Below are 24,227 nucleotides of genomic sequence, written 5' to 3' on the forward strand. Positions count from 1 at the left end.
TTTCAAGGGCGGTCGCCGGGCCGGTCTGTGCGAATGGGGTTACGGCCCGGCGACCAGATCAGGAGCGCACCGCTGTCAGGTGCGCCAGGCACGCCTACAGGGCGTTGTCGGAGACGCGCGGTTCGGGGAAGTCTGGGCCACCGGCCCATGCCATGGGGATGAGGCCGCCGTTGGTCAGGTCGGCATCGAGCGCCGTGAACCGGGCCGCGAGGGCGGCCGCGCGCTCGCGGTGCGCGCATTCCGGGTCCGAGCAAGCGATAGGGGATCGCGCGGCCCGCGTGGCCCGCGTGGCGTTGCGCGCGAGTTCCCGGAGTTCCGGGAGAATGACGTCGGGTTCCATGACGGCTCCTCTTGATCGTGAAGGGTCGGGCGGATGGGTTGTGGTCCTACTCCCCGGCGGGTGCGGTGGCTGCCGTGCCTGCCGGGACTTGAAGGCGATTAATGCTTTCGCATTTTTGCGCCTCACTTCCTTACGTACCCATTATCTCTCGATGAAATAACTCGAGTCCAGCCAGAAAGAGCCATTTACCACCCATTCGGCCTATCGATTTCAGTACCTTTTCCGCGCCCGCGAGTCGACAATCAGATCGCGCTTAGAAATGTGTGATTCCGGCCCGGGGCCACCACACGCTGACCGATCGCCCACCGTCCGTCAGCTGGGCATGACGCCGACATCGCCAGTGCGGTTAGCGTGAAAGGACGAAGGAGAGTTGAAGGAAAGGGACGGGCAGAAGCCGGCCGAGAGGAACGACATGGGCCACGCCCGCCGCGACGCGGGACGACGATAGATCGTGGGATGCACGATCGTCGGGACGCGGCGCGCGACCTTAAATAGTCCCCGGCCTGCTGCTACGCGCGATGCGCACTCGCTGGCCACGGACGGGGATATCGGCCCCCATAGCGGCCCCCGAAGTGGCGGGCATGTCGGCGGGCGTCATCCCGCCGGCGACGTCGCCGCCAGGAGATCGCCAGCGGCAAGCGGGTCAAGCCGGATGACCTCGCCGGGCCGCGGTGCATCCAGCACGACACCGGCACCGCCGAGAGCACCCAGGTAGATCGCGACGTGGTGCGCGAACGCCGGGTTTCCGTAGAAGACCAAATCTCCCGGACGAAGCCGTGAAAGTAATTTCACGGGACCGCTCCTCAATTGTTCCGTCGCTGTTCTCGGAATGTCAATTCCCGCGGCAGCATACGCCGCTTGAGTCAATCCCGAGCAGTCATATCCCACAGGCCCGGCGCCGCCCCAGATATACGGCATTCCGATCCGCCGGGCGGCGAACGCCACTGCTTCGGCAGCCGCCCGCGTTGGCGCGTGAGCTTCGGCCGAGGCGACCAGCGCAACATACTGACGCGCACCGAACTCGTGCTCAAGGTGCTGCGAGTCGCCGACCACTGCGTGCCACAGCGCCGCGAATGGCCGGGTGGCGACTGCGGTGACAGCGGAGGCCGCAGCTGCGACCAGGACGACGAGGACAAGGAAGAACGCCGCACATGCTGCGGCGATGCGACTCGGCATGCTCACGGACGTTCCTCCTCGTCAAGCGGTCGGTTATGTCAGAAGGCATGGGCGTGCTGACGTCCTCCCCTCTCACGAACCGACGCCGCCCCGAGCGCCGCGAGCGGCAGCCGCTCCTTGTCAGCCCCTGCGAGAAGCCAGATCGGGCCGGCTGGGTCGGTCTTCGTCGGATCGCCGTGAGCGGTGGCCACCGGTACCTCGCTTCGTCGGTCGGCGAGGTGGCGCTGCAGGTTCTCCTCCCGTACGACGCTCGGGAGCCAGAACAGCACCGGGCAGGTGACGTCCGCTGCGAACGCAAGATCCGCGTAGCCGACAAGCTTAGCCAGCAGCCGTTCCTGAGTCTCGGTGCCCGTGTCGTACTCCAGGAAGAAGTCGCACCACGCCTCACCATCACGCCAGCGACCGAAGCCGTCCGGCCGCACCTGGCCACCGAACAGCCGCGCGCAGGACCATTCCGAACGCCAAGCCTCCAGCTCGCATCCCGGGTTCTTGCGGGCATGCCCGACCAACTGGGAAAAGACTTCGTTGGTTCCGCGAAGGTGGGCCAAGTCTGCGCGTAGCGCCATCGCAACGGCTCCAAGCGTCCCTGCTCGCGCCACGCGATGTCGGCTAGCGGCTGACTCGTCGTCGCCGACCACCAGCCGAAGGGCCTTCGCCGTCAGCGTGCAGTGCAGCGGCGAGGTCCCCGAGCTGCACGGCGGACGGAAGGTCTCGATGAGGTCGAACGACCGCATGGCGGCAATGCGCTCGCGTGCGGTGCGTTCCCTGGGAAACAGGATGCGGGCGATCTGCTTGCTCGTCAACATCCTGTGTTCGGCCAAGAGCCGCAGCATCTCGGCGTCGCGTGGTGTAAGGCGATCAGCGATGCTGATCTTTGTATCCGCGGCGGTAGCAGCTGCTCGACTCACGCGGCATCACGCAGCCCATCGCTTGTTCGAGTCCTGGCGACCAGGTCGGCTTGGAATCGCCGACGGATCGCATCGGCTCTGCCGGGAACGGCCGGCGCCAACGCTCTGGTCCGCATCGTGAACGCCGGTGCCAATGCCCCGTCGGCGAGGAGACGCACCGCGGCCTGGTAGCCGCCGAGATGCGACAGGTCGTGCTCGGTCAGTGCAGGAGAAACGTGCCGCTCCAGGGCCCGGCCGTCTTCCGGCGAGCAGGTGAAGAACACCTTGTTGCGGGTGTTCGCGGAGATCCCCTCGCTCAGCTCGCCCGTGAGCTGGCCAAGGTTCTGGTGCGCGAGCACCAGGGACAGTCGGTAACCGCGTGCCTCGGCCAGCATGTCCTCCAGCGGATAGGGCAAGTTGAGGAAATTGTGACTTTCATCCAGATACAGGCTGGCATCGATCCGCTTCCCTTCCTCGCTCCGGGCTCGCGTCGCTGCCGCCTGCCATGTCGCGGCGACGACGAACGAGCCGAGCAGCCGCGCGGCGTCCTCGCCAAGCACGCCTTTCGGCAGCCGGGCCAGACAGATCCCGCCGTTGAGCACCTTGCGCATGTCCACCGTCGACTCTGGTGTAGCGACGATGCCGGACACGAAGTCGCGCAGCAGGAAGGCTCGCAGTTTGTTAAGAAGCGGCGCCGCGGTGAGGCCCTGCGCCGAGGCCGGAAGGTCGTTGAACCCCTTCCAGAACACCTTCAACACCCTGCCGTTCTTGGTGTCCCGCGGCAGGGCCCGTACGTAGCGCTCCCTCACAACCGGGTCCGTCAGCAGCGCGGGCACGTCGGCTAGCGTCGGCTGCTCGTCCCGCTTGACCGACAACAGCGTCAGGCACGCAGCGCGGAAGACGTCGTCAGTACGCGGCCCCCAACTGGAGGCGAAGATCCGGCTAAAGATGCCAACGAGGTTGTCGACGACCAGGTTCGGCTCTCCAGAGGCGAGGATGTTCAACGATGGCTTCAGACCGTCGGCGGTGGGGTCGATCAACACAGTCCGCTCAGCGGCCGACTCCGGCAGCCGGTCCAGTAGGTCCGCGATGAGGTCGCCCTTCGGATCGACCACGACGACGCCGCGCTTGGCCAAAACGTCGTCCAGGATCATGCGGGCCATCAGCGTCGACTTGCCTGAACCCGTCGAGCCCATGATGTGCGTATGCTGACGGCCGTCTGCGACCTGCAGCGCGACGCGGCGTGCCGGACCGGCGTCCGCATCGCCGAGAACCTTGAGCTGGTTTGGGTCACCGGAGGAAGCGATCCGCGCCGGCGGGGCGACGACCCGGGCCCCGGCACGCACCACCCCGACTGCGGCGGTGTCCATCGGCAGGTGCGCCACCGCAGCCAACTCGGCGACCGTCAGCAGATCTCCACCCTTCCAGAACCTTGAAGCCAGGGTCGGGGCGGGCCTGAAGAGCGGCTTACGTCGCCACCAGTTCCGTTCGGCATGGATCCCAAACGCCGAGGCAACTGAGTGCGCCACTCCCCGCAGCCGCGGCTCGGCAGCGTTGCGTTCGGTGCGTGTCCGCAGTTGGGGAGCCAAGACGGCCACGGCATAGCGGATCTCCGTCTCCCACAGCGAGCCCGTCGCCTTCCCGACCGCCGCACGCAACGCTGCCGAAGCCACCGGGTCTTGGCGCGAGACCGCCCGCGCAATCGGCTTACCTGGTGAGAACGCGTCGAAGACAACGGTGCGGCCAGGCACCCGCACCGAAGCCCCGGACGCCTCGTGCTTCAGCTTCAGCAGTTTCCGGCGGTAGATCCGGACCCGCCGGCCGGTCGCAGGCCTCGCCAGCACCTGCACCGCGGCCGACTCGCGTCCGGTCAAGCCGCTGGCCGCCTCCAGCAGCGGACGCAACGGGTCAGCGTCGAAGTCCGACCGCAACGGCAGGATCTCCGGCTTGGCCAACCGCAGCCGTCCACCGGTTGCCGTACCGGTGAGTGGAATCGGAGCCGGGGCCGGGGTGACGACGGTGGTCTGTGCCGCGGGCCATGCGGCCGTTACCGCCCGCTCGACCATGCCAGGCGGTACGACACCGGGCACCCAGACGCCGAGCGTCAGCGCGTCGGCGGTCCATGTGTACTCGAAGACCAAGTGCGGCTGCCCATCGATGAACCGCCTCCAGGCGGGGCGCAGCATTGCGTGCAGATGTGCCCAGAACGCCGCGCCGGATCCGGGTTCTACGTGCGGTGGCACGAGGATCTCGACCTTGCGGGCGCTGTCAGCCATCAGACGGCGATGGCGCGAGCGCAGCATGACGCGAAGACCGACGAACGCGCACGCCAACCATGCCGCACCCGCTCCGATCAGCGGCCACCACTGCTCGAAGAACGTGCCGATGCCATCAAGCATCGATGCGAAGTATGAGCCGGGGTTCATGAGGAACCGCGACAGGGACGTGGGGTGGACATCGGTCCAGATGGGTGGGTCCGACGGTGCCGACGGATCAGCGGCGAGGACTACCACGGCGACTCCTCCTCATCGTGGGCGTTCGGGTTCGGCGATGAGAGTGCTTCGAGCTCAGCGGGATCCGAGGTCGCAAGGACATGCTCTTGATCGGACGAAATGGCCGTGAGGGCTGCTCTGGCCGTGCCCGCAACGATGAGGCCCTGTCCCCGCGTAGCGGTCAGCAAATAGGTCCTTTCGCCTGCGGAAAGACGGAACGCGTCGGCCACCTGGTCGATCGCCTGCGGCGCCTGGCGCAGCAGGATCTGGGTTGCGGCGTTGGCGACGACGGCCCGCCCCAGATCGGTGCCGAGCAGGTCGGCGGCGTCCTGGGTGATGACGGCGAGGCCAGCCCACTGTTTGCGGGCCGCCTTGGCCATGCGGAACAGGAACCGCGCCCCGGCTGGCTCCTTCATCAGAAGCCAGGCCTCGTCGACCACCACAAGTCGGCGCTGTCGGCGATCCGGGTCGGAAACCTGCCGCCAGATGGCGTCCAGGGTCAGCAACGTGCCGATCGCCTTCAGTTCGTCCGGGAGCTGCCGCAGGGCAAACACCACGAGGTGACCCTCGGTGGCCGTGGTCGTCGGGCCGTCGAACAGGCCGGAGAAGGAGCCGGTGGTGTGCGGGGTGAGGCGTTCGGCCAGTGAAGTCGCTTCCGCGTTCTCGGTGTTCGCTAGCAGTTCGACGACGTCTTTCAGCGTCGGGGCGCGGCGTACATGGGTCCGAGGATCGTCGGTGATCCCGGCTTGGGCGTAGGCAGCAAGGATCGCCGCGTCCAGTGACGCGCGCTGGCCGCCGGTCAGCTCGGCGCCGAGCAACACCGAGACGACCGAGTGGACGAACAGCGCACGACGCCGTACCGCGTCCGAGCTGCCGGAAGCGCTCTTCGGCAGATCCAGCGGGTTGACTCTGACAGCCGGCGCGCCGAGTTCCACGACAGTTCCACCGACTGCCTCAGCCAGGCGCGTGTACTCCTGCTCCGGATCGACAACGAGCACCTGCACCCCCTGATACAGCGAGCGCAGGATGTCGAGCTTGGTGAAATACGACTTGCCCGCCCCCGAGCGAGCCAAGACCACGGAGTTGTGGTTGTCGCAGGCCCACCGGTCCCACACGACCAGCCCCGAGCCCGACGCGTTCACGCCGTACAGCACTGGCCCCGGAGCGCTTCCGGCCGAGACGCCGCTATGCGACAACGGCAGGTCGGCCGAAGTAAACGGAAAAACTGTCGCCAACGCGTCGGTGTCAAAGGTACGGCGAAGCTTCAGCACGTCCAGGCCGAGCGGGAGGGTGGAGCACCAACCTTGAACCGTGCGAAAGGTCGCCGGGACCAAACGGAGCAGCATGCCGTCGGCGACCGACTTCACCGCCGCACACGTATCCGTGAGTTCCTGATCGGTATCGGCGTAGACCGATAGATAGATGCCGACCGCGAAGAGCTTCCCCTCGCCGCACGCCACGCGATAGGCCAGCTCACGGGCGTCTTCGGCCGCGGCCTCGGTCTCTGGATCGTCCAGCCGTCCCTTCTCGGCACTCGCGCGCCGGCCGGATTCCAGACGGGCACGCTGCTTGCGGAGCCGGTCAGCAGCAACCGGTGCAGGCACTGGATCGATGTGAACTGAGACGTCGATCCGCGCGGGGAATGCCAGCAGCGGCTCCAGCCATCCGGCGGCGACCTCGGCCGGATACCCGGTGACGGCAAAGGTGGCGGCGCAGGTCTCGCCGATTCTGAGCCGCTTCGTGCCGATTTCCAGGCTGGTCGGGCTCAGCCCGATGTCGACGCCGTTCTCGCGGATGCCGGGCTTGCGTGCGCGAAGCGGCAGCACGCCGAGCGCGGTTTGAGCCAGGCTGTTCATCGGGCTGCTCCCGTCCCAGTAGTGGATCGGTCGGGGTCAAGCGCCGCGCCGAGCACGTCAGTTGCGGTGGTTGGGTCGAGGACGGTGACGTTCAACTCGCATCCGGCGAGTACGGCGGCAGTGTCATGAGCTCGGCGCAGCAGTCGCTGCTCGGCCTTCGTATCCAATTCGTGCGTCGCGATCAGGACTTTGTGGTCCATGAGCGTGCGTCGGGCTGCGAGACCGGCCAGGAAGTCCGCGTGGTCGAGGGCAGCCCGCTCCAGCAGCGGATGCGGCAAGCCCCCGGCCCGCTCGCGCAGCAGCTCCACCTGGCGGCCGAGGTCGGCCGGCGTGGTGCGGGAGACGATCTGAACCGGCCCGGTCAGGGTGTTGAGCCAACGCGCGAATCCGCCGATCAGCACCTCTTGCTCGGAGTGCGTGCGGAGCGCGAAGTTCACCGTCGAGGCTTCGGCAAGGGAACTCACGCCATCGGGGCCGAGCCGGATGGTTCCGGATTCCGTCACCGCACGCACCCGGAGATCCATTGGCACAGGCGGCTTCGTTCCGCCGCGCGTCTTGGCGGTGATGAAGGCTGGCGGCTGCTGAACGCCTTCGGGAGCCAGCACCTGACGACGCGAGCAGACGGCCTGTTTCAGACCGGCCAGCAACAGCCGGTCAACGCTGACGCCATCCCGGTTCACACTCACCGACAGCCCCGCCGCGAACAGCACCAGCATGGCCGGTGCGAGGAACAATAAGGTGGGAACCCAGGCCCGAACCACCATCCACAAGCACCAGAGGACGGCAGCGGTGCCGCCGATGACGGCCGCCTGGCGCATAGTCAGCGATCCGATGATCTGGTCCTCCTTCTCGATGTTTCCGGGGATGCGGACGGTCCGGTATCCGTGCAGGTCGTCATCGGTCATGAGGGGTCTGTGTCCTTTCCAAAGTCGACAGGTTCTGGCAGGACTGTCGGGTGGGGCGCGGGCCAGCGCGTCGCCGAAACACTTGCTGGTCGCGGCAGGTGGGGCGGTGCCGCCTTCGGTGCTCTCGGTCCGCGCTTCTTCGCTGGGTCGATGTACTCAGCCGCGGACAGGAACACCGGGACCAACGGCGCGGGCGTGGAAGCAGAACCGCTCGCCGCGCGGACGGGAGCGGCCGCTCGCGGCGCCTGCATCCGTTGCGGTCTCGGCTCCGGGAACAACGCCTCCCGGGCTCCGGAGCCCGAGCGCAGTGACGTCAACGTGGCAACGGACGGTTCGGCCGACTGTCTTACCGGCCTGGCTACCGGTGGGAACAGCCCGTACTGCTGGCCGCGAAATGGCGGCGCGGCTACGACCGCGCGATGCGGGGCACCTGGCCTGGCGGTCCTGCCAGGCGGGGGTGCGGCTGACGTTGGAGGCGGCTTCATCGGTGCGCGGCCCGGTGGCGTCGGTGAAGGTGGAGATGACGGCCGGATCCGCGTCGCGGCTGCTGCCGGCCGCCCTTGCGGCCCGCCGCCCGGGCCTCCTCCGCTTGGCCGGGGGCCGGCGATGGGAGCCGGACCGCCTCCCGGAGCAGGAGGGCCCGGCCGCGAGCGGTTCGTCCACGCGGCACCCGGTGGTCGATGAGGCGGCGACTGGCGGCGCCCGGACCGGCCCCGCATCGCCGTGAACGCCTTGTAGTAAAGGAAGTTCCGCAGCAGTCCGCTGGCCATCGTCCCGCCGAAGGGCTGCCGCCCCAGCGCGATCCGCGTCGCCCAAATCGGGATCTTGATGAGGATGAAGAACAAACAGAGACACAGCAGGAGGTCGATGAGCCCACCGCCCGACGGGACGCCGATGATGAGCTCGGCGTGGGGATCGAAGAGGACCTGCAGGCAGGTGATCAGGACCAGTGCCTGCCCGAACTGCGTGGCCAGGCACGCGAACACACCGCGCCACCACAGCTTCGCCAGGCCCTCAGTCTGGGGCAGGGCGTGGCAGGCGAACGCCAGTGGCGCACCAGCCGTCAGCACGATCAGAATCGCCGCGCGGATCAGGTAGGCAATCAGCAGTACCAACCCGAGGACCGTCACCGCGCCGCCGAGCAAAATCATGAACAGCGTCCCGACGCCATCGGACAAGAAGATCTTGTCAACGATCATCGACGTCAACTGCGCGCCGATCCCCTCGGCCGATACTGGCCGGTCCAAGATGGCGGACGACAACGCGTTCCCGAGCGAGACGCTCTGTTCGATCGCCCACAGCGAGGCGTTCGAGGCGATGACTCCGATGACCAGGCGTGGTGCGATCTGCTTGAGGCTGTAGCGCGACTGCACTGTTTCGTGACCCATCACGATGACGCCACCGACCAGGACGAACAAGATGTAGAGCGTGTTGGCGGTGACCAACGTTCCGGTCCACACCTCGGCGATCCGGCCGTCACTCACGTCGGGCGAGGACAGCAGCACCGAGCTCACGAGCTTGAGCACAGGTCCGAGAGCGGATTTCACGAGATTCCCGAACCAGGTGTTGATCGCTTTCTCGATCTGGCCGGGGATGTCGAAGAAGCCGGGATCGGAACTCGCCGGCACGTCGGTGCCCGTCGGCTGCGGCGGCGGAGCCATGGTTCCGCCGCCGACCAGCGGGCCGTAGATGCCGGGTGTCACCGGGCTCGGAGTTGAGCCCGGTGTCGTGACGATCACCGGCGGCGCCGGGGCCGGACCTGGATCGGCCTTGGCCGGACACGCGACGATCACTACGATTGCGGCCGCGCCGGCCGTAGCGGCCGTCAGCGCTCTGACCGCCCGGCCGGTGCGACTCGCGATCGGCTTCACGTCAGTTGCCGACCATCGGGTATTCGGTGCAGAGGGGCGACGAGATCAGCACACGGTAGACCGCAGCCACGGGGCCTCTTACGGCGCGACCTTCGGCGACCGACGCCTTCGGTGCCGCTGCGGCGCTGCTCGTCAGCATGAGTTGCAGCCAGGGGCACTGATCGGTGTGGTAGGCGCTGGAGATCTGGTCCGGCGTGGGAATCGTGATGACATTCGTCTTGTGCACGGTGGGCTGGGCCGCACAGGCGGAGGCGGTGAGACCTGTGAAGGCCAGGCTGGCCATTGCGGCGACCGCAGTCAGGGCGCGACGGATCGAACGGTTCACTGACATAGCTCCTTGGACTGGATGGGGATGCAGGCGAGCGGCGCAGGTCAGCTGCCAGCTCCGACGAGGTGCTGCAGGACCGTGACGACCACCGGGGCCAGCACGGCCAGGGCGTAGCCGAAGGCCGCAGACTTCATTGCGGTCTTGCCCTTCTCAACCTCGGCCGGGTCGCCGCCCGCCATCAGGTAGCGGGCCCCGCCGATGGTCAGGAACACGGTCGCCAAACTGGCAAGCAGTCCGACGAGCCAGGTCCGCACATTGCTGATGACCTGCCCGATCGTGGCCACGGCCAGGACTTGCGGCTGCACCGGGAACGTCGCTGCGTCTGCCTTGGTGCAGACGAACAGCAACGCGGCGGCCGAAGCCGCGAGCAACAGCACAGCCCGACAGCGATGGGCGGAGTCGGCTTTCAAGGTGGCCTCCTGAACGTGGTGTGGGGTTCTTCTCACTCACAAAGGCCGAGGGCTGCGCTTGAGCAGGGTCTAGAGAACTCCGGATGAGATGTTTTGACCCCGCTCAGGCACGGGCCCGCGATTGCGCCATGTCCGACATCGATGGCACGCGCCGCCCCTGCAGCCACGCGACCAGGCGCGCTTCAGCCCGCTGACGGCGGATCTTGACCGCGTTCCGACTGACGCCGAGCATCTCGGCAGCCTCGGCCAGATCGACCCCTTCCAGGCGGGTCATGCCGATGAGGTCCACGTCGGCAGCGCTGATAATCCCCTCGCGATGTGCCTTGGCGAGGAGCAGGTCTTCATGGCCCCAGGGCAGGTACGGCTCCATCGACTCAGCCACCGCAACCGACCGGGTGTAATCGATCTCCTGATCGACCGCGCGCCGTGCCGCGCGCAGGGCGGCAAAGCGCAGCCGGGTCATGATGCCGGGCCGGTCGATGTCGACCTCGACCAGGTGCTCCAGAAATCCGGTCAGGATCTCCCCATCCAGGTCCGCGGGGTGGCCGTCGTATTTCATCGCGTACGCGCCACCGAGCCACTTCAGCGCGGGCAGCGCCATCCCGACCGCCGCGATCGTCCAGTCTCCGCCGTAGGTACGCACGTTGCGGACGAGTTCGACCCACACCGCGTCGCGCGGCGCGATCTGGTTGCTCCGCTTCAGCACGATCTCGCGGACGGCATCCAGCATGAGGCGCTGGGCAGGGAACGGCTCGCCAAGCTGCATGCCGTCGAGGGTGAGCGGGTTGGGGCCAGTGGTCAGCCGATTGAACGCGCACTCGGCCGCGTAGAAGGGCGAGGATGTCGGTGAGGAAGAGCGGGTCGCGGTATAGGTCGTAAAGGTATTGGTACTCATGGTGGACTCCCGGAAGCAACGGGGTGGATGTGTTGCTTTCGAGGTCGTCGGGGGTTCTTAGTGCTTCCTCGCCGTCAGCCGAGCTGGCCCTTAGCCAAGGCTGAACCGCCCCTTAGTCAGGGCTCTCATGCAGCGTGTCTCGCGGCAGAAGGACATGGCAGCGATGGCTTGAAGTCTTAGCGTCGCAGGTGCCATGACCTGGCCTTCAAGGTCGCTCTAAGGCCTTCGCCCCTCGAAACCGAAAGGGCTCTGACACCCTCAGCGACGCTTGCCGCGTACCCCGGAACAACACAGCCCACCCACAGGTCGACTTCCCAAAACATGGGAACTTCCCGAATAGGCGTGAAGCGACGCAGAACATTGACTTACCTACCAAAACTTCAATACGTTCTACGCGGCGCGATTGTGATCGACACCGAGCGTCATGGCCGAAGGCCGAGCCGCCCGGTTTGATGTTTCAGCTGCCCGGGGGAAGTCGTGACCAGCCAGATCCCAGGAACACGCACACCATCGTCGTCGCCGCCAACACCATCCTGGCGCGGGTTCACCACGGCCTGGGAGCTGGGGTTTCGAGAGGTCTACACGGTCTGGCTGCCACGGGGCCGGCACCCTGTCAGCGAGGTCGCGATCCGGCACTGGCAGACCTGGATACGTTGGCTCGGCCCGTCCTACGGTCCGGCGATCATTTCGATTCTTCTGCTAGGTACAAGCGGTACCGACTCGTTCCATGCCGACCACGCCTGGCTACTGCTTCTCATCGGAACGATCAACGGCGGGATGTTCGCCGCGGCAGTGCTGTCTTGGAAGTTCGCGCTGTTGAAGGCCAACACCCTCGATGAGCTGCTGGATCCATGTTCCAATCGAGACAGCCTGGTCGCGGTGATCTCCGAGGCAGTCCGACACCGCTGGCAGGCACCACCGTCAATCCTGGCCGCCGCCATCCCCTGGATCGGATTCATCGCCTCCGATTCCAAGTGGCTAGGCACTCTCACAGGAATAATGGTGCTCCTGAACAGCACCTGGGCGCTGATGTTGCTGGTGAACGTGTCCTACTGGCTGGTGGTCCCACCTGTTCTGATCATCAGGCTGCGCAGCTCGCGGGAACTACGGTTGCGCTGGAACGACCCAGCGCACACCTCCGGAATCCGGACCCTGTCGGAGGGGTACGCGTTTCCGGCGGTGTTCCTGGCCTTGGCCGCTTTTGCGGTCACACTGCCGGGAGCACTGGACCACCCGCTGTTCGGAGCGTTCCTCCCCTATCTCTACCTGTGGCTACTCGTCTTGAGCCTGTGGGTGGGGGTCGCCACCCAGCTTTCGCTCTATGCCATCGTCCGTCGCTACCGGATCCGCGTTTTGGACGCGCTGGCTGCCAACCGCGGCCTTCTCCTGGCCGAGAATCAGTCCGCGACTCTGCCAGATCTGGTCGAGAGCGACGATCAGTTGTCTTCGATGCTGTCGGTCTATGCCGCAATTGCCGCCTCCGACGGCCTGCCGTACGGAACCGCGCTGGTCGTGCAGTACGTCGCCGCTGTCGTCGGATCGGTGGTCGGGTTCTTGTTACAGTGAAATCGACCCCGAATGGAGTAGGCCGTTGTCCCAGGCTCCCGAAGACGCCAACCTCAAGAAGATCTGGCGCTACTACGACCGCGGCGAATCACGCATCGGCTACCGCTTCATCCTCGGTGGCACCAAGCACTTCGGGTACTACGAACCCGGACAGAGCCGCTGGGCGCTTCGCACCTCGATGCGACAGATGGAAGACCGTCTTGCCTCCGAGCTCGCACTTCCGCGCGGAGCGAAGGTTCTGGACGCTGGCTGCGGCATCGGCAATGTCGCCCGCGCACTGGCAGCCCGCCATGGCTTGGACGTCACGGGCGTCGACATCCTCGACTTCAACATCGCTGAAGCGAACCGCCTTTCGGCCAAGGCCGGTCTGGCCCGGACCACCCATTTTCAGGTCGGCGACTACCACCACCTGCCGTTCGACGATGACTCGTTCGATGGTCTCTACACGATGGAGACCTTCGTCCACTCTGCCAACCCGAAGGCCGCCCTGGCGGAGTTCGGCCGGGTACTGAAGCCCGGTGGCAAGCTGGTGATGTTCGAATACTCTCGCACCCCCGACGAGCAGGTCTCCGCCGAGGCGAATGCCGCGATGCGCCGAGTCTGTGATGAGGCGGCTATGCCGGCGTGGCTGGAGCTCTACCACGGCGTGCTGGACGAGGTACTCGCCGACTCCGGCTTCGCCATCGAGAGCTCGGTCGACATCACAGCGAACATGATGCCGATGGCCTCTGCGTTCTACGTGATCGGGAAGTTCCCGTTCTGGGTCGGCCGAGTCACCGGGCTCGAATACAAGGTCGTCAACGCGATGAGCGCCCGCATGATGTTCCGTTACAAGGAAGCCTGGCGCTACGGGATCCACACCGCCGTCAACAAAGTCTGACCGGGGGCACACCACCGGATCACGCCGGTGCCGCCGAAATCGAGGGCTGGTTGGCGAGAGCTCTCCTTCTTTAGGACCTGGCTGCAGAACAGATTCGCCGCAGCGTCCCAGCCTTATAGCGCGCCTGAACGGCAGGGCAGCGATGGTCCGCATCCGCTCGCCTTCGGCTACCACGGAGCCGTGACCTGCACTTCAAGGTCGTTCTAAGGTCACCACCCGCCGACCGTCCGCATCGAACGGGCATTGACGCCCCTGTGTTCCCCAGCGCTTTGGGACACATCCGCTGCCCGCCCAGGGCTCTTCAGGATGGACTGCCCCCATAACTCTTTGAGAGCACCACGGCGTTGGGTCCTTCAGCGTGGCCCCGACCGTCTGCCTCGACCGGAGAGCCCTCCACCGCGACGGGACGTAGCTCGAGGCGGCAGCCGAGCTTTTGGGCCCAGACGATATGCGCAATCGGACGCGGGGGGACGTGGACGAGTTCCCACCGTTGGATCGAGTCCCTGCTGACGCCGACAAGCCGGCCGAGCTGCCTCTGCGTCAGTCCCAAAGCCAAGCGGCGGTTCCGCAACGGAACTGCCAGCCGCCGCCGCTCGAAGATCCCCCACGCATCTCGGGCGTGCTGCCTTATCAGTCCGTTCCGCACCGCGCCGTCCGGACCGACGACCACCAGGTACCTGCCGAGTTCACGACACAACTGCATCAGGTGTTCCAGGGTCGGTTCCGAGAGGCCGGTCTCCCACTCGGAGATCGCTCGGCCCCGAACCGGCAAGCCGGAGGACAGGGCATTCTGGGAAAGCCCCGCGTCCAGGCGTGCGGACCGCAGCCCACCGACGATCCGCACGAGGGACATGTCCGCCTCGTCGTCAACGTGCAAGGCCATCAGCGTTTCCATACCTCGGCGCTCAGGCTTTTGGACTCAGTGACTACGGCGGACCCCGTCGAAGTGGATCTCGGCCCACACATCGACCCACCCGATGCGGCGGTCATGCCTATTCCGTCCCGACGACTCACGTCCCGGTATAGAGGCTCCTCGCGGACGCGCGCAACGTTGCCCTTACGGGACTTGGCTGCGGCATCCACCGCCGGAAATGCCACCTCAGCCCACACGGCTCGACCGTTCCGATCACCAACGACGCCCCAGGCACGGGCCAGCGCTGTCACCATGGGCAGTCCCCGGCCGGCTTCGTCGTTGTCATCTGGGTGTCCAGGCTTCGGAGTGCTCGGGCCGCCCATGTCATCAATACGGAGGTGCCAGGCCTCTCTGGACTCCGCCAAGTGCAGCGTGAAGCTCCCACCCGGGGCCCCGCTCACGCTGTGCCGGATGGCGTTGGCCGCCAATTCTGAACTGACCAGCACGACGTCATCCACGCCCGGCACGTCGCCCAAGGTCTTGAGGACGTACTGCCGCACATCCGAAAGCCGTTCAGGCAAGCCATCGAAGCTCATTTCCCAGTAGCTCATGGCGTTCAGCCCTCCCTTCCAGCGGCGGACTCCTGCAAGATGGCCTCGGCCTGACCCATAAGCGAGTCCACGATCTGGGCAGCTACTTCGGGGGCCTGCTGCTGCTCATGCCGGGCGAGGCACATCAGTGCAGCGTGCAGTCCGTCCATGTGCCCGGCCCAGGCAAAACGCTCTTCCTCCGTCTTCGGGACCAGCGTCTTGGAGTCGGAGCCCAAGACCGCGGCCATGTGGAGCAACGCTCCGAAACCGTCACTGAGATCCGCAGTTTCGACCAGGGCGAGGATGCGGGCCTTGGCGGCCGTGGGCAAGGTCCGCTCAGCCTCATCAGCCGGGGCGAGCTCAGGTGCGTCGTTCGCATTCTCGCTCGTCACGCTGGGGATCCGTCCAATGGAAGAAAGCCCAGTGCCTTGTGCGGCGCCACTCACCACCTGAAGGAAGCCGCCATGCTCCTCCAGATGCTCACGGATCACGGTGTAGATCAGAGCCGTACTGCCGACCATCCGCAGATCCGGAACCAGCACAATCGTGGCCCGTTTCTCCTTGAGCAGCGTAAGAACCTGATCAAGCCCTGTTCGACCGCAGGCGTTCACCTGCGCCCGATGGTCGAAGTACTCGTTGCTTCCACCCACGTCGCGGATGATCTCCACGATGTCCCAGCAGAAGCGGTAGGCATACCGCTCACAGCGCGCGGATAGTTCGGCAAAGGCTGCCGCTGCCGTATCTTCGTCCGGCGCCCAGAGGTAGATCACCACTGCGGTTCGACTCATGACCGCCTCACCCCAGGAGTTCCAAGACGAGAGCAGCCAAGCCGGCCGCCTCACATGGCCAGGGCTCCCGGCAGCATTCGCACAGCCCGTTCGGGCTCTGCGGCGCGTGACGTAGCAGCGTCTGGTCGGCCTGAGCTCGCCGGGCCTCCATGGTGTCAGCGGGCTCAGGATCGAGGTCGGGCATGAAGGAGCGCCACAGCGACGTACGACGCCGCGACTGCGGACTGTCACTCATGACCACATATCTCCTTACGGTCGGTAGTGATTCCACTGACGACCGTAAGAAGAAACGCGCAGGTCAGGAAGGTACAGGCAGTACTAGCGGTAGCAGCAGGCTGACATGATGAGTATGACGGAGCGTCCTACTGGGCTTTGATACCGACTTTGGACGCCAGCTGACGTACGGTGCTAGACCGCCGTTCGTGAACGTACAAGTCCTCGACGATATGTACCGCCAGCGACTGGTGCCGCATCCAATCCGGCGCAAAGCTGTCGATACTCACCAGCGTGTTTGTGGCTGCTCTCTCCTGTCGAGCAAGTAGCTGAGCATGAGCGACGTCGAGCAGGTAGCGAGCGCGAGCAGCCTTCGGGAGCGATGCCGGTAGTTCCAGGTGCTTGGCGAGCTCCAGCGCTCGTCCAACATCCCTCGTGGCCACAGCCACGCCAACCGCTTGAATTTGGGCCTGCGTCGGTCCGAACGTCGTCTGGTAGAAGTTCGTGTCCTGCCCGATCCGGTGTGCTGCGGCGTGAGCCATGGACAGGTACTCGCGAGCGGTCTCAGCCTTGGCCGTCTTCCCGGACCGTGACGCCGCGACAGCCGCGCTGATCACCAGGTTGCCCCAGACCGCCAACTGCGGCCGCTTGGAGCGTCCGAAACTCGGCTCGATGCTCTCGGCCGCGGCCCGGGCCACCTCCTCCGCGGTGTCCACCCGGCCCTTCCGCAGGTAGACCCATGAGAGCGTGGCGGCAAGGGTGGAAAGGAGGAGCGCATCTCCCGCCTGCCTAGCCGCAGGAAACGCCCGGTTGAGTGCCGCGAAGGCGATGCGTTGGCTGCCGAGCTGCACCGCAGCGTCAGCGGCGATCTGATACAGCTCAGTGAGGATCGCGAATGATTGTTCTTGCCGCTCACCGCCGTAAGTGCCCGTTGCGATCTTGGCCTCGGCGATGAGGGCAGGGAGGACCGCCCCCAGCTCGGCGTAGTTGCCATCCCAGTAGTCCGACCAAGCCAACGCCACTTTTGCTCGCAGGTCAGCAACAGCAAGTGGTTCGCCGGACGGCAATAGCTGACCGAATCCGGGAATGTCCGGGAAGTTGTCGGGCGAGGTCAGGCAGTCGTCGATGGCGCTCAACGCCCGCCGGTCGTCAACACGCTCGCGGGTGTTCGGGGCGCGCTGCCCGGTGAGCACGGCAACGTCCGTGCCGAGCGCTCGTGCCAGGCTCATGAGTGTGGCAATGGTCGCTGACCGCCCTGGCCGGTCCTGCTCGATATTGCGGATGGTCCACACGCTCAAGCCAGTCATCTCTGCCAGCTCGGTCTGTGTCACCTCGCCCCGCAGGAACTTCAGGCGCTCCCCAGTGCTCAGCTCTGCCCAGGTGATCACAGTCTTCACGGCTTCCTGTCGGCTACGCAGGTGCGGTCATATTCAGGTTACGCCGACGGAGTGGGGCGGGGGTGAAGCGCTGATCCACGAACCGCTAGGCGCTACAGACCAGCAGACCGACACTTCAGTCGAGGTCGACAGCCGTCCAAGGTGGTCCGGGGTTGACGGAGAGACACTCGACCGAGTCACCCACAACTTGCTTGGCACCGACCGTGGGTTCCAGAACGCCCTCGCACAACACGTCAGGCTCATGATCGCCAGAGGGCAGCAGGTCGCCGCCAACGGCGGCTCGCACCATCAGGTGCGCGTTGCAGACCACGTAAGGGTTGTTACCGCCTGATCGAACTCTGTAATCATCTGATCGATGTCAAACCCATCGATGGCCTGCACGCTCAGGTCGATCGACAGCCACCGCCAGAGCTGGGGTCAAGATCGGGGTACTCGCGACAGTGATTCTGCAATCTCACCGATCACGGAAGTAGATGCAAACCCTGCAGCGAGTTCGGCAGGGTCAAAGATCATCGCTAGACCCCGGCCCAGCGTGAGCCAGCTGCCTTTGTCAACAGACAGGCACCCAGCCGAGGGTGCTACCGCTGACGAAGGAGCGCCGCGTGGCCGTCTCCCCGACCCCATTCCCAGAATTCGCCCCTGAGCCCCGTCGCGAGATGCTGTCAGTCTCGGTCTGGCCGTGCGCTCAGGCCGACTCGAAAGCCCAGCGCAAAGGCCGCTACCTACCGGAGTACATGGCCCACCCCGGCAAGATGCTGCCAGCGATCGCCGAACACGCCATCACCCACTACACCCAGCCCGGTGACCTTGTCGTCGACCCGATGGCAGGCATCGGGACAACGCTGGTCGAGGCGGTCCACGCCGACCGGATGGCGCTCGGCGTGGAGTACGAACCGCGCTGGGCCGACCTGGCCAGGCGCAATGTCGAGCACGCCACCGACCGGGGCGCGCCCGGCTATGCCGTGGTCGTCCAGGGCGACGCCCGCGACATCGTCCGCCTTGTCGGGTCTGACACGGTAGGTAAGGCGGCACTCGTGCTCACCTCGCCGCCTTACGAAGATTCGCTGCATAGGCACGTCCGCTGCGGCCACGGCAGCAGTCTCACCCACCGCAACCCGGACGAGTCTTTCATCCGCTTCCGGGAGATCCTCGAAGGCTGCTACCTGCTGCTCAAGCCCGGCGGCCACCTGGCAATGACCAGCCGGCCCAAACAATGCGGCGGCAAGTTCTGCGACCTGCCGAGCCGGGCCTGGCAGTCCGCGATCGATGCCGGGTTCGAGCTGCTTGGCCGATATGTGGCCCTGTTGTCCGAAGTCCGCGACGACGATCTCGTGAACGCCGCCGATGTTCCGGCGCACCTCCCGCGTCATGAGGAAGTCCACATCCTGACCAAGCCGGCGAACTCCGAAGTCGTGGCTCAGAGGGTTACAAGGATCGCGGCATGAACGACGAGAGGAACGAGCCCGAGACCCCGGATCAGGTTGAGCTCGACATCCTGGCGCTCGTCGAGATCTGGCGTGCCCTGGACTTCCCCGAGCCCGCGACCTGGACCAACGCGGCCAGCTGATGTCCGACAACTCAAACTCTTCCAAACCCGAACCATCTCCACAAAAGTCGAGCTATCGTGATCGTTTACCGGTCCAGGCTGATCACCTGAAGATCAGGTTCAACATCGAATACGTGACCGGGGAGCTCGGCGACGAGTTACACCGCCGCCAGGCAGAAGCGGTCATGGAGGCACTGCAATGGGTAGCACGCCAGCGGCTTTCGGAGGCGCCACTCCCTACGGAGTGAACGCCGCAGCCTCCGAGTCTGGCGCGCTGGTGTGGGCCACTGGAGCAGCGGCGCGGTCTTCCCGGACCGCGCCGCTGCGAGTGGCATTCCTGGCGCGTACGTCCACCGAAGACCAGCAAGACCCGACGATCTCCATCCCCCGGCAGCTCCGGTCCTGCGAGAACGTCCTTCCCGAACACGCCGTCATCGTCGCCCACTACTACGACGTCGAGTCCGGCCGCAAAGACCTCGCCGCACGCGGCCGCGGCTCCGGACATACCCGCTTCTCCATCCCCGTTCCCCGCGACGGCGGCATCGCCGACCTGCTGGAGGCGGCCGAGTCCGGCACAGCGGAGTTCGATGCGGTGATCTGTGAGTCGATCGACCGCGTCGCCCGCCGCACCTACTACGGCACCATGATCGAACACCGGCTGGAGCGGGCCGGAATCAGCCTGCTGGCCTCCGACGAGCCGATCGTGCTCACCGGCGGACGCAAGGGCAAGAGCGCGACGCAGACCCTGACGCGCCGCGTGAAGCAGGGCGTAGCTGAGTGGTACGTCATGGACATGCTGGAGAAGTCCTGGGGCGGCTTCGAGCAGCACACCGAGCAAGGGTTCAACATCGGCCAGCCGCCCTACGGTTATCTCGCCGACAAGATCCCGCACCCCGTACCTGCCCGCCGCCAAGAGGGCCGCACTAAGCACCGTCTAGTCCCAGACCCGGTGCGTGCCCCGGTCGTGCGGCGAATCTTCGACATGCGTGTGGTGGACCGGCTCGCCTTCGCCGTCATCGCCGACCGGCTCAACCGCGACCTGGTGCTCAACCCGCCACCGGTCCCGCCGGACCCTTCGCGCGCCGTCGGCGCCTGGACCTACTCGAGCATCCGCGAGGTCATCTTCAACCCGAAATACACCGGCCACATGGTGTGGAACCGCCGCGCCACGAAAAGCAACAAGGGCAAGCTCAACCCGATCGAGGAGTGGGTATGGTCTCCGGAACCCACCCACGAGGCCATCATCAGCGTCGAGAAGTTCTTGCAAGCCCAGGCCATCGCGAAGCACAAGCGCACGTCCCGGACCGGAGCCGGCGCGCATACCGCGCTGGGACGCCCGGTCCGGATCTATCCACTTCGCTCATACATCTTCTGCATGGAGTGTGGACGCCGTATGTGCGGCCAGTTCAAAGACGGCGTCGTCTACTACTCCTGCATCCCCAAAAGCGGGCCGACGCCTGAGAGCCACCCCCGCTCGCTGTCCATCCGCGAGGACAAGCTCACCCCAACCATCAACGACTTCTTCCGCACCCGGGTGTTCGGCGCAGCCCGCACCAAATTCGTCTCCGATGCTCGTGTCAGCACTGCCACTCGGGCCGCCGCCGAGGCCCACGACCGCACCCGCGCCCTCCGAGCGAAGATCGTCGATGCGGAAAAGCGTCAGGAGAAGCTTGTCCGCAGCATCGAACTCGCCGAAGAGGTCGACGCGGAGTTCCTGCGAATCGTGCAGCGCCGCGTCAGCGAGATCAAGGCCGAGCGCAAGGCCCTCACTGAAGAACTCGCCGATATCGAACACTTGGGCGAAGGTCGAGAGGAGCCGCAACTGTTGGACGCCGTGCCGATCGGCGACATGGACGTTACCGATCTCCCGGATGAGTCACAGCAGGAAATCTTCAACCGGTTCTGCCTGGACATCCGCTACGACCGACCCAACCGGACCATCGACATCCAGGTCACATTGCGCGCCGAGACTATCGCGGCCGTCGTCGAGACAGCCACCGCCGCCCTCCAGGTCTATGACCAGATGAACGTACAGGTCAGCGAAACAGCAAACCCCCCATTTCGGGGGGTTTGCAGCGTGCCCCCGGTAGGATTCGAACCTACGCACCCGCCTCCGGAGGGCGGTGCTCTATCCCCTGAGCTACGGGGGCTCGGGACGTAGGAAACGATATCAGGTTCGCGGTGGGGGTTGCGCCACCGTTTTGGTGGGTGCGGTGAGCATGGTGGGGCTGGCGGGTTAGGCGAGGATCGCGTAGACGGTTGTGGCGTGGGCGGCTGGTGGGGGCAGGGTTGCTTCCGTTGGTTGCGCCTCCGGTTCCGCTTGCGCGGCGCCTCGGGCTTCCGCTTCGCCGCGGTTCACTGGCGGTGCGGGCGTCATCGTGATGTCGGTGAACGCCAGTGTTCGCCCCAGCTTGGTGACTCGTGCGGTGATCAAGACGTCCGTCGCCTTGATCGGCCGTTGGAATGTCGTGTTCTGCTGCACTGTGGTCATCGGGCAGTAGGCGCCGCGGGCTGCGCTGATGGCTAGGACGGTCGCTGTGTCCGCTGCTGCCATGAGGGCTTGGCCGCACAGGGTGCCGCCTTCGCGGGCGAGGGTGGGGTTCCAGGGGAGGCGGAGGGTTGTGGTGGTGGGGGTTGTTTCCTCGACTTCGAGGTTGAGGGTTTGGATCCAGGGGGCGAAGTTCTCGTGGAGGATTTCGGTGGCTTGGGCCGGTGTCAGGGCGGGTGAGGCGTGGTGGTCGGTCACGGTTTCACGATAGGGGCGGCGTTGGGTGGGTGGTGGGGTGGTTGTCGGGTTTTCCGGTGCGGGTTCTGGTGGGGCCGCACATGTGTTTTGCGGGTGTCAGACGTCTGAGTGTGAGGTCGTGGAACCGGGCTTGGCGGCCGGTCGCGTTACGGTAACCTAAGCGCTCACTACTCGGCCGCACGTCGGGCCCCGGGCGTGCGTCCGGTCCGTTGCGGTCGTCCCTCTACCGCGTTCGAGGACATAAACAATGGGACAGACTCTGCAGGAGAGCCTCCTCAATCCGACCAATCGCCCGCAGGTCGTGAAGGACTGCGTGCAGCTCGTTGACGAGCAGGTCAAGGACTCGGGGCTGATGGTGAAGGGCGCCTACAAGGTCGTCACCGCGTTCAAGTCCGGCATCATCCACGATGCCGTGGACACCCTGGTGGACGACTTCGTGGCCCGGCTGGAGCCGTTCCACGAGGACTTCGTCTCCGCCGGTGGCGGTTCGTTCGGCGACTATCTGGCCGGGAGGGGGCCGGAGGTGTCGAACGCGCTGCTGGGGGTGACGGACGAGCGGGCCGCCCAGTCCGACCGGGCCACGCTGCGCAAGGCTTACGAGCAGGTGCGGCCCAAGGGCGTCGACAACATCGAGAAGGCGCTGCCGAAGCTGGGCAAGATCGTCGAGAAGTACACCGTCTGAGCCGACGGTGCCGCGGCGGCTGCTCCGGGCGTCCCCGGGGCAGCCGCCGCTTTTCCCTGGTGGCCGGCCCGCTGTCCCCTGCGGTCCACCACTGGCACCGGCGAGGTGTCCCACATCGCCGGCACCGGCCGGGCGCATGAGCGTGGGGCGCCGGCCGGGCGCTGCGATCCGCACCGGTGATTCGAGCGGTTCAACGACCGAGTGACCCGGCGGTTACGGCTCGGGCTCGAGGTTCGCCGGGTTTCGGGAACGCGCCGGTCGGCAGGTGATCAGCGGCGGCCCGGTAAGGGCCGGTAAAGACTCAGACCCGGCCGCGGCACAGCTCCAGGACAGCCATCGCGATGGTCACGCCGGGGCGGCCCAGAGCCTCCCGGTAGCGGGTGATGATCTCGGTCTCGCGCTTGAGGTCCAGGCGGCGGCCGCCCTCGGCGATGCGGGCCGACTGGATGTCAACCGCGGTCCCGACCCGCTCGGTGATGAGCGCGAGGATACGGGCGTCCAGGTCGTCGATACGGGCGCGGCCGGTCAGGACGCCGGTCGGAGTGGGCTGACCCGCCTGCTCGGTATCGGCAGATGCGACAGATACGGCAGTCGCGGCGGATACGGCGGTCGCGACAGATGTCGCGGGTACAGATACGGGCACGACAGGCTCCCCTGGCGAGGCAGAGCCGGGTGCGGTTTCGGCGGACGTGGAGTCGGCGGTGGCGCTGGCGGTCATGATGGCGAGGCTCCTCGGGCTCGGCCCGGGCTCCCTACGGTCCAGCGCCCCGCACCAACGGCGAACGCCCCGAACCGGAAGGGGTCCGAGGCGCTCGTTGGCTTGGTTCTGCTCAGCAGCCGACGATGACTAGGGACCCAGGTCCATAGCCATAAAAAAATCGGCGGTTCGCGAGCATGAGGTCATGGTGCCACGACGTCCACGGCCCGGTCCAGCCGGTCTCATGATCCGGGCCGGATGGTTCAGGACGGCGGTCGGCCACTACCGGCGGCCAACCAGCAACCACCAACCACCAATCACCCAGGCCCGGCCGCGCCGGCCCCATCGCCTATGTCCACACGTCGATATTCGCCCGCTCAGCATCCCCATACTGCTGCTGAGCGACTTCCAGCACCCGCCCGATCTGCTGCAGCACCTCGTTCAGATCGGCCTGCGCCTGATCCCACTGCCGCTGCCGGTCCTGGTAGTCCGCCGCCGCCTGCCCGCTCCACGTCTGGGTCAGCGGCTGCAGCAGTGTCCGCAGGTCGTGCAGCTTGCTGTTCAGCTCGTTGTGCGCCGCTGCCACGTTCTGCGACGCCGAGGACAGCGTTTCAGCGTGGACGAGCAGTTCGCCTCCGTAGCTCATCGCTCTCCTCCCCTCAGCCGATCAGACCGGCGACGCGGTTGACGGCCGTGGTGTTCGACTCCTCAGCCGCCGAGTATCGGCGGTGGGTGCCGGACAGGGACTCGGCGATGCCGCCGAGCGCGGCGTTGAGTTTGCGGGCGTCGGCGTTCCAGCGCTGGTGCAGGTTCTGGAACGCGCCGGAGGCGGCGCCCTTCCAAGTCGAGGCGATCGGCTCCAGCTGGGCCAGCAACGTGGCCAGCAGCGTGGCGATCTCCTCGTTGACCGTGCCGACGTGCGCGGCGGCCTGCGCCATCACGTCCAGGCTGGCGCCGAACTGGGCCGACCCGGCAGGCGCCGGGCCGCCGGGCGCGGGGACGAACGCGGACGAGGCGGGTTCCGTCATGCGGATCACCATCCCCTCTGGTGCGATGCGGTGACGTTGCGACGAAGCTGTGAAGCGGTGAAGCTGTGAAGCTGTGTCGAC

Annotated in this window: 26 protein-coding genes, 1 tRNA gene and 1 pseudogene; 7 read left to right on the forward strand and 21 right to left on the reverse strand. The window is 66.2% G+C overall.

Translation table 11 applies throughout. The annotated features are described in order from the left end of the window. Nucleotides 1-94: 94 nt before the first annotated feature. The 10 genes from KGQ19_RS00780 to KGQ19_RS00825 all read right to left on the reverse strand — a co-directional run bounded on the left by KGQ19_RS00780 (nt 95) and on the right by KGQ19_RS00825 (nt 11,160). On the reverse strand, nt 95-340 hold the full coding sequence (locus tag KGQ19_RS00780; protein ID WP_212007059.1) for a hypothetical protein: 246 nt from the start codon (nt 338-340) through the stop codon (nt 95-97). A gap of 594 nt (nt 341-934) precedes the next feature. After that, nucleotides 935-1,516, reverse strand: coding sequence for a C40 family peptidase (locus KGQ19_RS00785; RefSeq protein WP_230418025.1), 582 nt, complete (start codon nt 1,514-1,516; stop codon nt 935-937). Between the two features lie 38 nt (nt 1,517-1,554). After that, a complete protein-coding gene (locus KGQ19_RS00790) occupies nt 1,555-2,337 on the reverse strand; it encodes a replication-relaxation family protein (RefSeq protein WP_212007061.1) in 783 nt (260 codons plus the stop codon). Between the two features lie 83 nt (nt 2,338-2,420). Further along, a complete protein-coding gene (locus tag KGQ19_RS00795) occupies nt 2,421-4,802 on the reverse strand; it encodes a type IV secretory system conjugative DNA transfer family protein (RefSeq protein WP_212007062.1) in 2,382 nt (793 codons plus the stop codon). A 107-nt stretch (nt 4,803-4,909) separates the two neighbouring features. After that, the gene (locus tag KGQ19_RS00800) at nt 4,910-6,751 is read right to left on the reverse strand and encodes a VirB4 family type IV secretion system protein (protein ID WP_212007063.1); all 1,842 of its coding nucleotides are present in this window, start codon (nt 6,749-6,751) and stop codon (nt 4,910-4,912) included. Then, nucleotides 6,748-7,656 carry a PrgI family protein gene (locus tag KGQ19_RS00805; RefSeq protein WP_212007064.1) on the reverse strand — a complete coding sequence of 303 codons (909 nt, stop codon included), beginning with the start codon at nt 7,654-7,656 and terminating at the stop codon, nt 6,748-6,750. The genes KGQ19_RS00800 and KGQ19_RS00805 overlap by 4 nt, the downstream gene beginning before the upstream one ends. Beyond that, nucleotides 7,653-9,527 carry a TrbL/VirB6 family protein gene (locus tag KGQ19_RS00810; protein ID WP_212007065.1) on the reverse strand — a complete coding sequence of 625 codons (1,875 nt, stop codon included), beginning with the start codon at nt 9,525-9,527 and terminating at the stop codon, nt 7,653-7,655. The genes KGQ19_RS00805 and KGQ19_RS00810 overlap by 4 nt, the downstream gene beginning before the upstream one ends. Before the next feature lies 1 nt (nt 9,528). Beyond that, the gene (locus tag KGQ19_RS00815) at nt 9,529-9,852 is read right to left on the reverse strand and encodes a hypothetical protein (RefSeq protein WP_212007066.1); all 324 of its coding nucleotides are present in this window, start codon (nt 9,850-9,852) and stop codon (nt 9,529-9,531) included. 47 nt (nt 9,853-9,899) lie between these two features. Beyond that, complete coding sequence (locus tag KGQ19_RS00820; RefSeq protein ID WP_368862038.1) at nt 9,900-10,202, reverse strand: pilin; 303 nt, start codon at nt 10,200-10,202, stop codon at nt 9,900-9,902. A 166-nt stretch (nt 10,203-10,368) separates the two neighbouring features. After that, entirely contained in the window at nt 10,369-11,160 is a 792-nt protein-coding gene (locus KGQ19_RS00825; RefSeq protein WP_212007067.1) for a sigma factor-like helix-turn-helix DNA-binding protein, read from the reverse strand. 477 nt (nt 11,161-11,637) lie between these two features. On the opposite strand from KGQ19_RS00825, the gene KGQ19_RS00830 reads away from it, so the two are divergent. Then, a complete protein-coding gene (locus KGQ19_RS00830; protein ID WP_212007068.1) occupies nt 11,638-12,726 on the forward strand; it encodes a hypothetical protein in 1,089 nt (362 codons plus the stop codon). Nucleotides 12,727-12,751: 25 nt separating this feature from the next. Beyond that, entirely contained in the window at nt 12,752-13,606 is an 855-nt protein-coding gene (locus tag KGQ19_RS00835; protein WP_212007069.1) for a class I SAM-dependent methyltransferase, read from the forward strand. A gap of 301 nt (nt 13,607-13,907) precedes the next feature. Here KGQ19_RS00835 and KGQ19_RS00840 read toward each other — a convergent pair whose 3' ends face one another. From KGQ19_RS00840 to KGQ19_RS00860, 5 genes are all read right to left on the reverse strand, one after another. Continuing rightward, a complete protein-coding gene (locus tag KGQ19_RS00840) occupies nt 13,908-14,501 on the reverse strand; it encodes a helix-turn-helix domain-containing protein (RefSeq protein ID WP_230418005.1) in 594 nt (197 codons plus the stop codon). Then, nucleotides 14,489-15,070 (reverse strand): ATP-binding protein, encoded by a 582-nt coding sequence (locus KGQ19_RS00845; protein ID WP_212007070.1) that lies wholly within the window; start codon nt 15,068-15,070, stop codon nt 14,489-14,491. The genes KGQ19_RS00840 and KGQ19_RS00845 overlap by 13 nt, the downstream gene beginning before the upstream one ends. 5 nt (nt 15,071-15,075) lie before the next feature. Then, a complete protein-coding gene (locus KGQ19_RS00850; RefSeq protein WP_212007071.1) occupies nt 15,076-15,837 on the reverse strand; it encodes a recombinase family protein in 762 nt (253 codons plus the stop codon). A gap of 7 nt (nt 15,838-15,844) precedes the next feature. After that, nucleotides 15,845-16,072 carry a hypothetical protein gene (locus KGQ19_RS00855; protein WP_212007072.1) on the reverse strand — a complete coding sequence of 76 codons (228 nt, stop codon included), beginning with the start codon at nt 16,070-16,072 and terminating at the stop codon, nt 15,845-15,847. A gap of 127 nt (nt 16,073-16,199) precedes the next feature. Next, nucleotides 16,200-17,447, reverse strand: coding sequence for a helix-turn-helix domain-containing protein (locus KGQ19_RS00860; RefSeq protein WP_212007073.1), 1,248 nt, complete (start codon nt 17,445-17,447; stop codon nt 16,200-16,202). A 602-nt stretch (nt 17,448-18,049) separates the two neighbouring features. On the opposite strand from KGQ19_RS00860, the gene KGQ19_RS00865 reads away from it, so the two are divergent. The 4 genes and pseudogenes from KGQ19_RS00865 to KGQ19_RS52515 all read left to right on the forward strand — a co-directional run. After that, nucleotides 18,050-18,892 carry a TRM11 family SAM-dependent methyltransferase gene (locus KGQ19_RS00865; RefSeq protein WP_307856304.1) on the forward strand — a complete coding sequence of 281 codons (843 nt, stop codon included), beginning with the start codon at nt 18,050-18,052 and terminating at the stop codon, nt 18,890-18,892. Beyond that, complete coding sequence (locus KGQ19_RS50815) at nt 18,889-19,014, forward strand: hypothetical protein (RefSeq protein ID WP_268907652.1); 126 nt, start codon at nt 18,889-18,891, stop codon at nt 19,012-19,014. The genes KGQ19_RS00865 and KGQ19_RS50815 overlap by 4 nt, the downstream gene beginning before the upstream one ends. Continuing rightward, nucleotides 19,014-19,241: a hypothetical protein gene (locus tag KGQ19_RS00870; protein WP_212007074.1), complete on the forward strand. Its 228-nt coding sequence runs from the start codon at nt 19,014-19,016 to the stop codon at nt 19,239-19,241. Before KGQ19_RS50815 ends, KGQ19_RS00870 begins: the two co-directional genes overlap by 1 nt. Beyond that, nucleotides 19,193-20,266, forward strand: a pseudogene (locus tag KGQ19_RS52515) (recombinase family protein); the annotation flags it as partial. The gene KGQ19_RS00870 and the pseudogene KGQ19_RS52515, both read left to right, overlap by 49 nt. Nucleotides 20,267-20,353: 87 nt before the next feature. Here the strand turns inward: KGQ19_RS52515 and KGQ19_RS00880 are convergent. From KGQ19_RS00880 to KGQ19_RS00890, 3 genes are all read right to left on the reverse strand, one after another. After that, the gene (locus tag KGQ19_RS00880) at nt 20,354-20,788 is read right to left on the reverse strand and encodes a hypothetical protein (protein ID WP_212007075.1); all 435 of its coding nucleotides are present in this window, start codon (nt 20,786-20,788) and stop codon (nt 20,354-20,356) included. Between the two features lie 283 nt (nt 20,789-21,071). Further along, nucleotides 21,072-21,143: transfer RNA gene (locus tag KGQ19_RS00885), tRNA-Arg, on the reverse strand. An 86-nt stretch (nt 21,144-21,229) separates the two neighbouring features. Further along, entirely contained in the window at nt 21,230-21,712 is a 483-nt protein-coding gene (locus tag KGQ19_RS00890) for a PaaI family thioesterase (RefSeq protein WP_230418027.1), read from the reverse strand. Nucleotides 21,713-21,986: 274 nt separating this feature from the next. Between KGQ19_RS00890 and KGQ19_RS00895 the strand changes: the two genes are divergently transcribed. After that, nucleotides 21,987-22,421, forward strand: coding sequence for a DUF6918 family protein (locus tag KGQ19_RS00895; protein ID WP_212007077.1), 435 nt, complete (start codon nt 21,987-21,989; stop codon nt 22,419-22,421). A 301-nt stretch (nt 22,422-22,722) separates the two neighbouring features. Here KGQ19_RS00895 and KGQ19_RS00900 read toward each other — a convergent pair whose 3' ends face one another. The 3 genes from KGQ19_RS00900 to KGQ19_RS00910 form a co-directional block, all read right to left on the reverse strand. Continuing rightward, nucleotides 22,723-23,064: a chorismate mutase gene (locus tag KGQ19_RS00900; RefSeq protein ID WP_212007078.1), complete on the reverse strand. Its 342-nt coding sequence runs from the start codon at nt 23,062-23,064 to the stop codon at nt 22,723-22,725. A 403-nt stretch (nt 23,065-23,467) separates the two neighbouring features. Continuing rightward, a complete protein-coding gene (locus KGQ19_RS00905) occupies nt 23,468-23,764 on the reverse strand; it encodes a WXG100 family type VII secretion target (RefSeq protein ID WP_194897623.1) in 297 nt (98 codons plus the stop codon). Between the two features lie 13 nt (nt 23,765-23,777). After that, nucleotides 23,778-24,146 carry a WXG100 family type VII secretion target gene (locus KGQ19_RS00910; RefSeq protein ID WP_212007079.1) on the reverse strand — a complete coding sequence of 123 codons (369 nt, stop codon included), beginning with the start codon at nt 24,144-24,146 and terminating at the stop codon, nt 23,778-23,780. Nucleotides 24,147-24,227: the final 81 nt, after the last annotated feature.

Source organism: Catenulispora pinistramenti (genome assembly GCF_018274385.1).
GTDB lineage: Bacteria > Actinomycetota > Actinomycetes > Streptomycetales > Catenulisporaceae > Catenulispora > Catenulispora pinistramenti.

Coding starts and splice junctions, on each gene's coding strand:
- KGQ19_RS00780 (WP_212007059.1), bottom strand. CDS start 340: ATGGAACCCGACGTCATTCTCCCGGAACTCCGGGAACTCGCGCGCAAC.
- KGQ19_RS00785 (WP_230418025.1), bottom strand. CDS start 1,516: ATGCCGAGTCGCATCGCCGCAGCATGTGCGGCGTTCTTCCTTGTCCTC.
- KGQ19_RS00795 (WP_212007062.1), bottom strand. CDS start 4,802: ATGCTTGATGGCATCGGCACGTTCTTCGAGCAGTGGTGGCCGCTGATC.
- KGQ19_RS00800 (WP_212007063.1), bottom strand. CDS start 6,751: ATGAACAGCCTGGCTCAAACCGCGCTCGGCGTGCTGCCGCTTCGCGCA.
- KGQ19_RS00805 (WP_212007064.1), bottom strand. CDS start 7,656: ATGACCGATGACGACCTGCACGGATACCGGACCGTCCGCATCCCCGGA.
- KGQ19_RS00825 (WP_212007067.1), bottom strand. CDS start 11,160: ATGAGTACCAATACCTTTACGACCTATACCGCGACCCGCTCTTCCTCA.
- KGQ19_RS00840 (WP_230418005.1), bottom strand. CDS start 14,501: ATGGAAACGCTGATGGCCTTGCACGTTGACGACGAGGCGGACATGTCC.
- KGQ19_RS00845 (WP_212007070.1), bottom strand. CDS start 15,070: ATGAGCTACTGGGAAATGAGCTTCGATGGCTTGCCTGAACGGCTTTCG.
- KGQ19_RS00850 (WP_212007071.1), bottom strand. CDS start 15,837: ATGAGTCGAACCGCAGTGGTGATCTACCTCTGGGCGCCGGACGAAGAT.
- KGQ19_RS00855 (WP_212007072.1), bottom strand. CDS start 16,072: ATGAGTGACAGTCCGCAGTCGCGGCGTCGTACGTCGCTGTGGCGCTCC.
- KGQ19_RS50815 (WP_268907652.1), top strand. CDS start 18,889: ATGAACGACGAGAGGAACGAGCCCGAGACCCCGGATCAGGTTGAGCTC.
- KGQ19_RS00870 (WP_212007074.1), top strand. CDS start 19,014: ATGTCCGACAACTCAAACTCTTCCAAACCCGAACCATCTCCACAAAAG.
- KGQ19_RS00895 (WP_212007077.1), top strand. CDS start 21,987: ATGGGACAGACTCTGCAGGAGAGCCTCCTCAATCCGACCAATCGCCCG.
- KGQ19_RS00905 (WP_194897623.1), bottom strand. CDS start 23,764: ATGAGCTACGGAGGCGAACTGCTCGTCCACGCTGAAACGCTGTCCTCG.
- KGQ19_RS00910 (WP_212007079.1), bottom strand. CDS start 24,146: ATGACGGAACCCGCCTCGTCCGCGTTCGTCCCCGCGCCCGGCGGCCCG.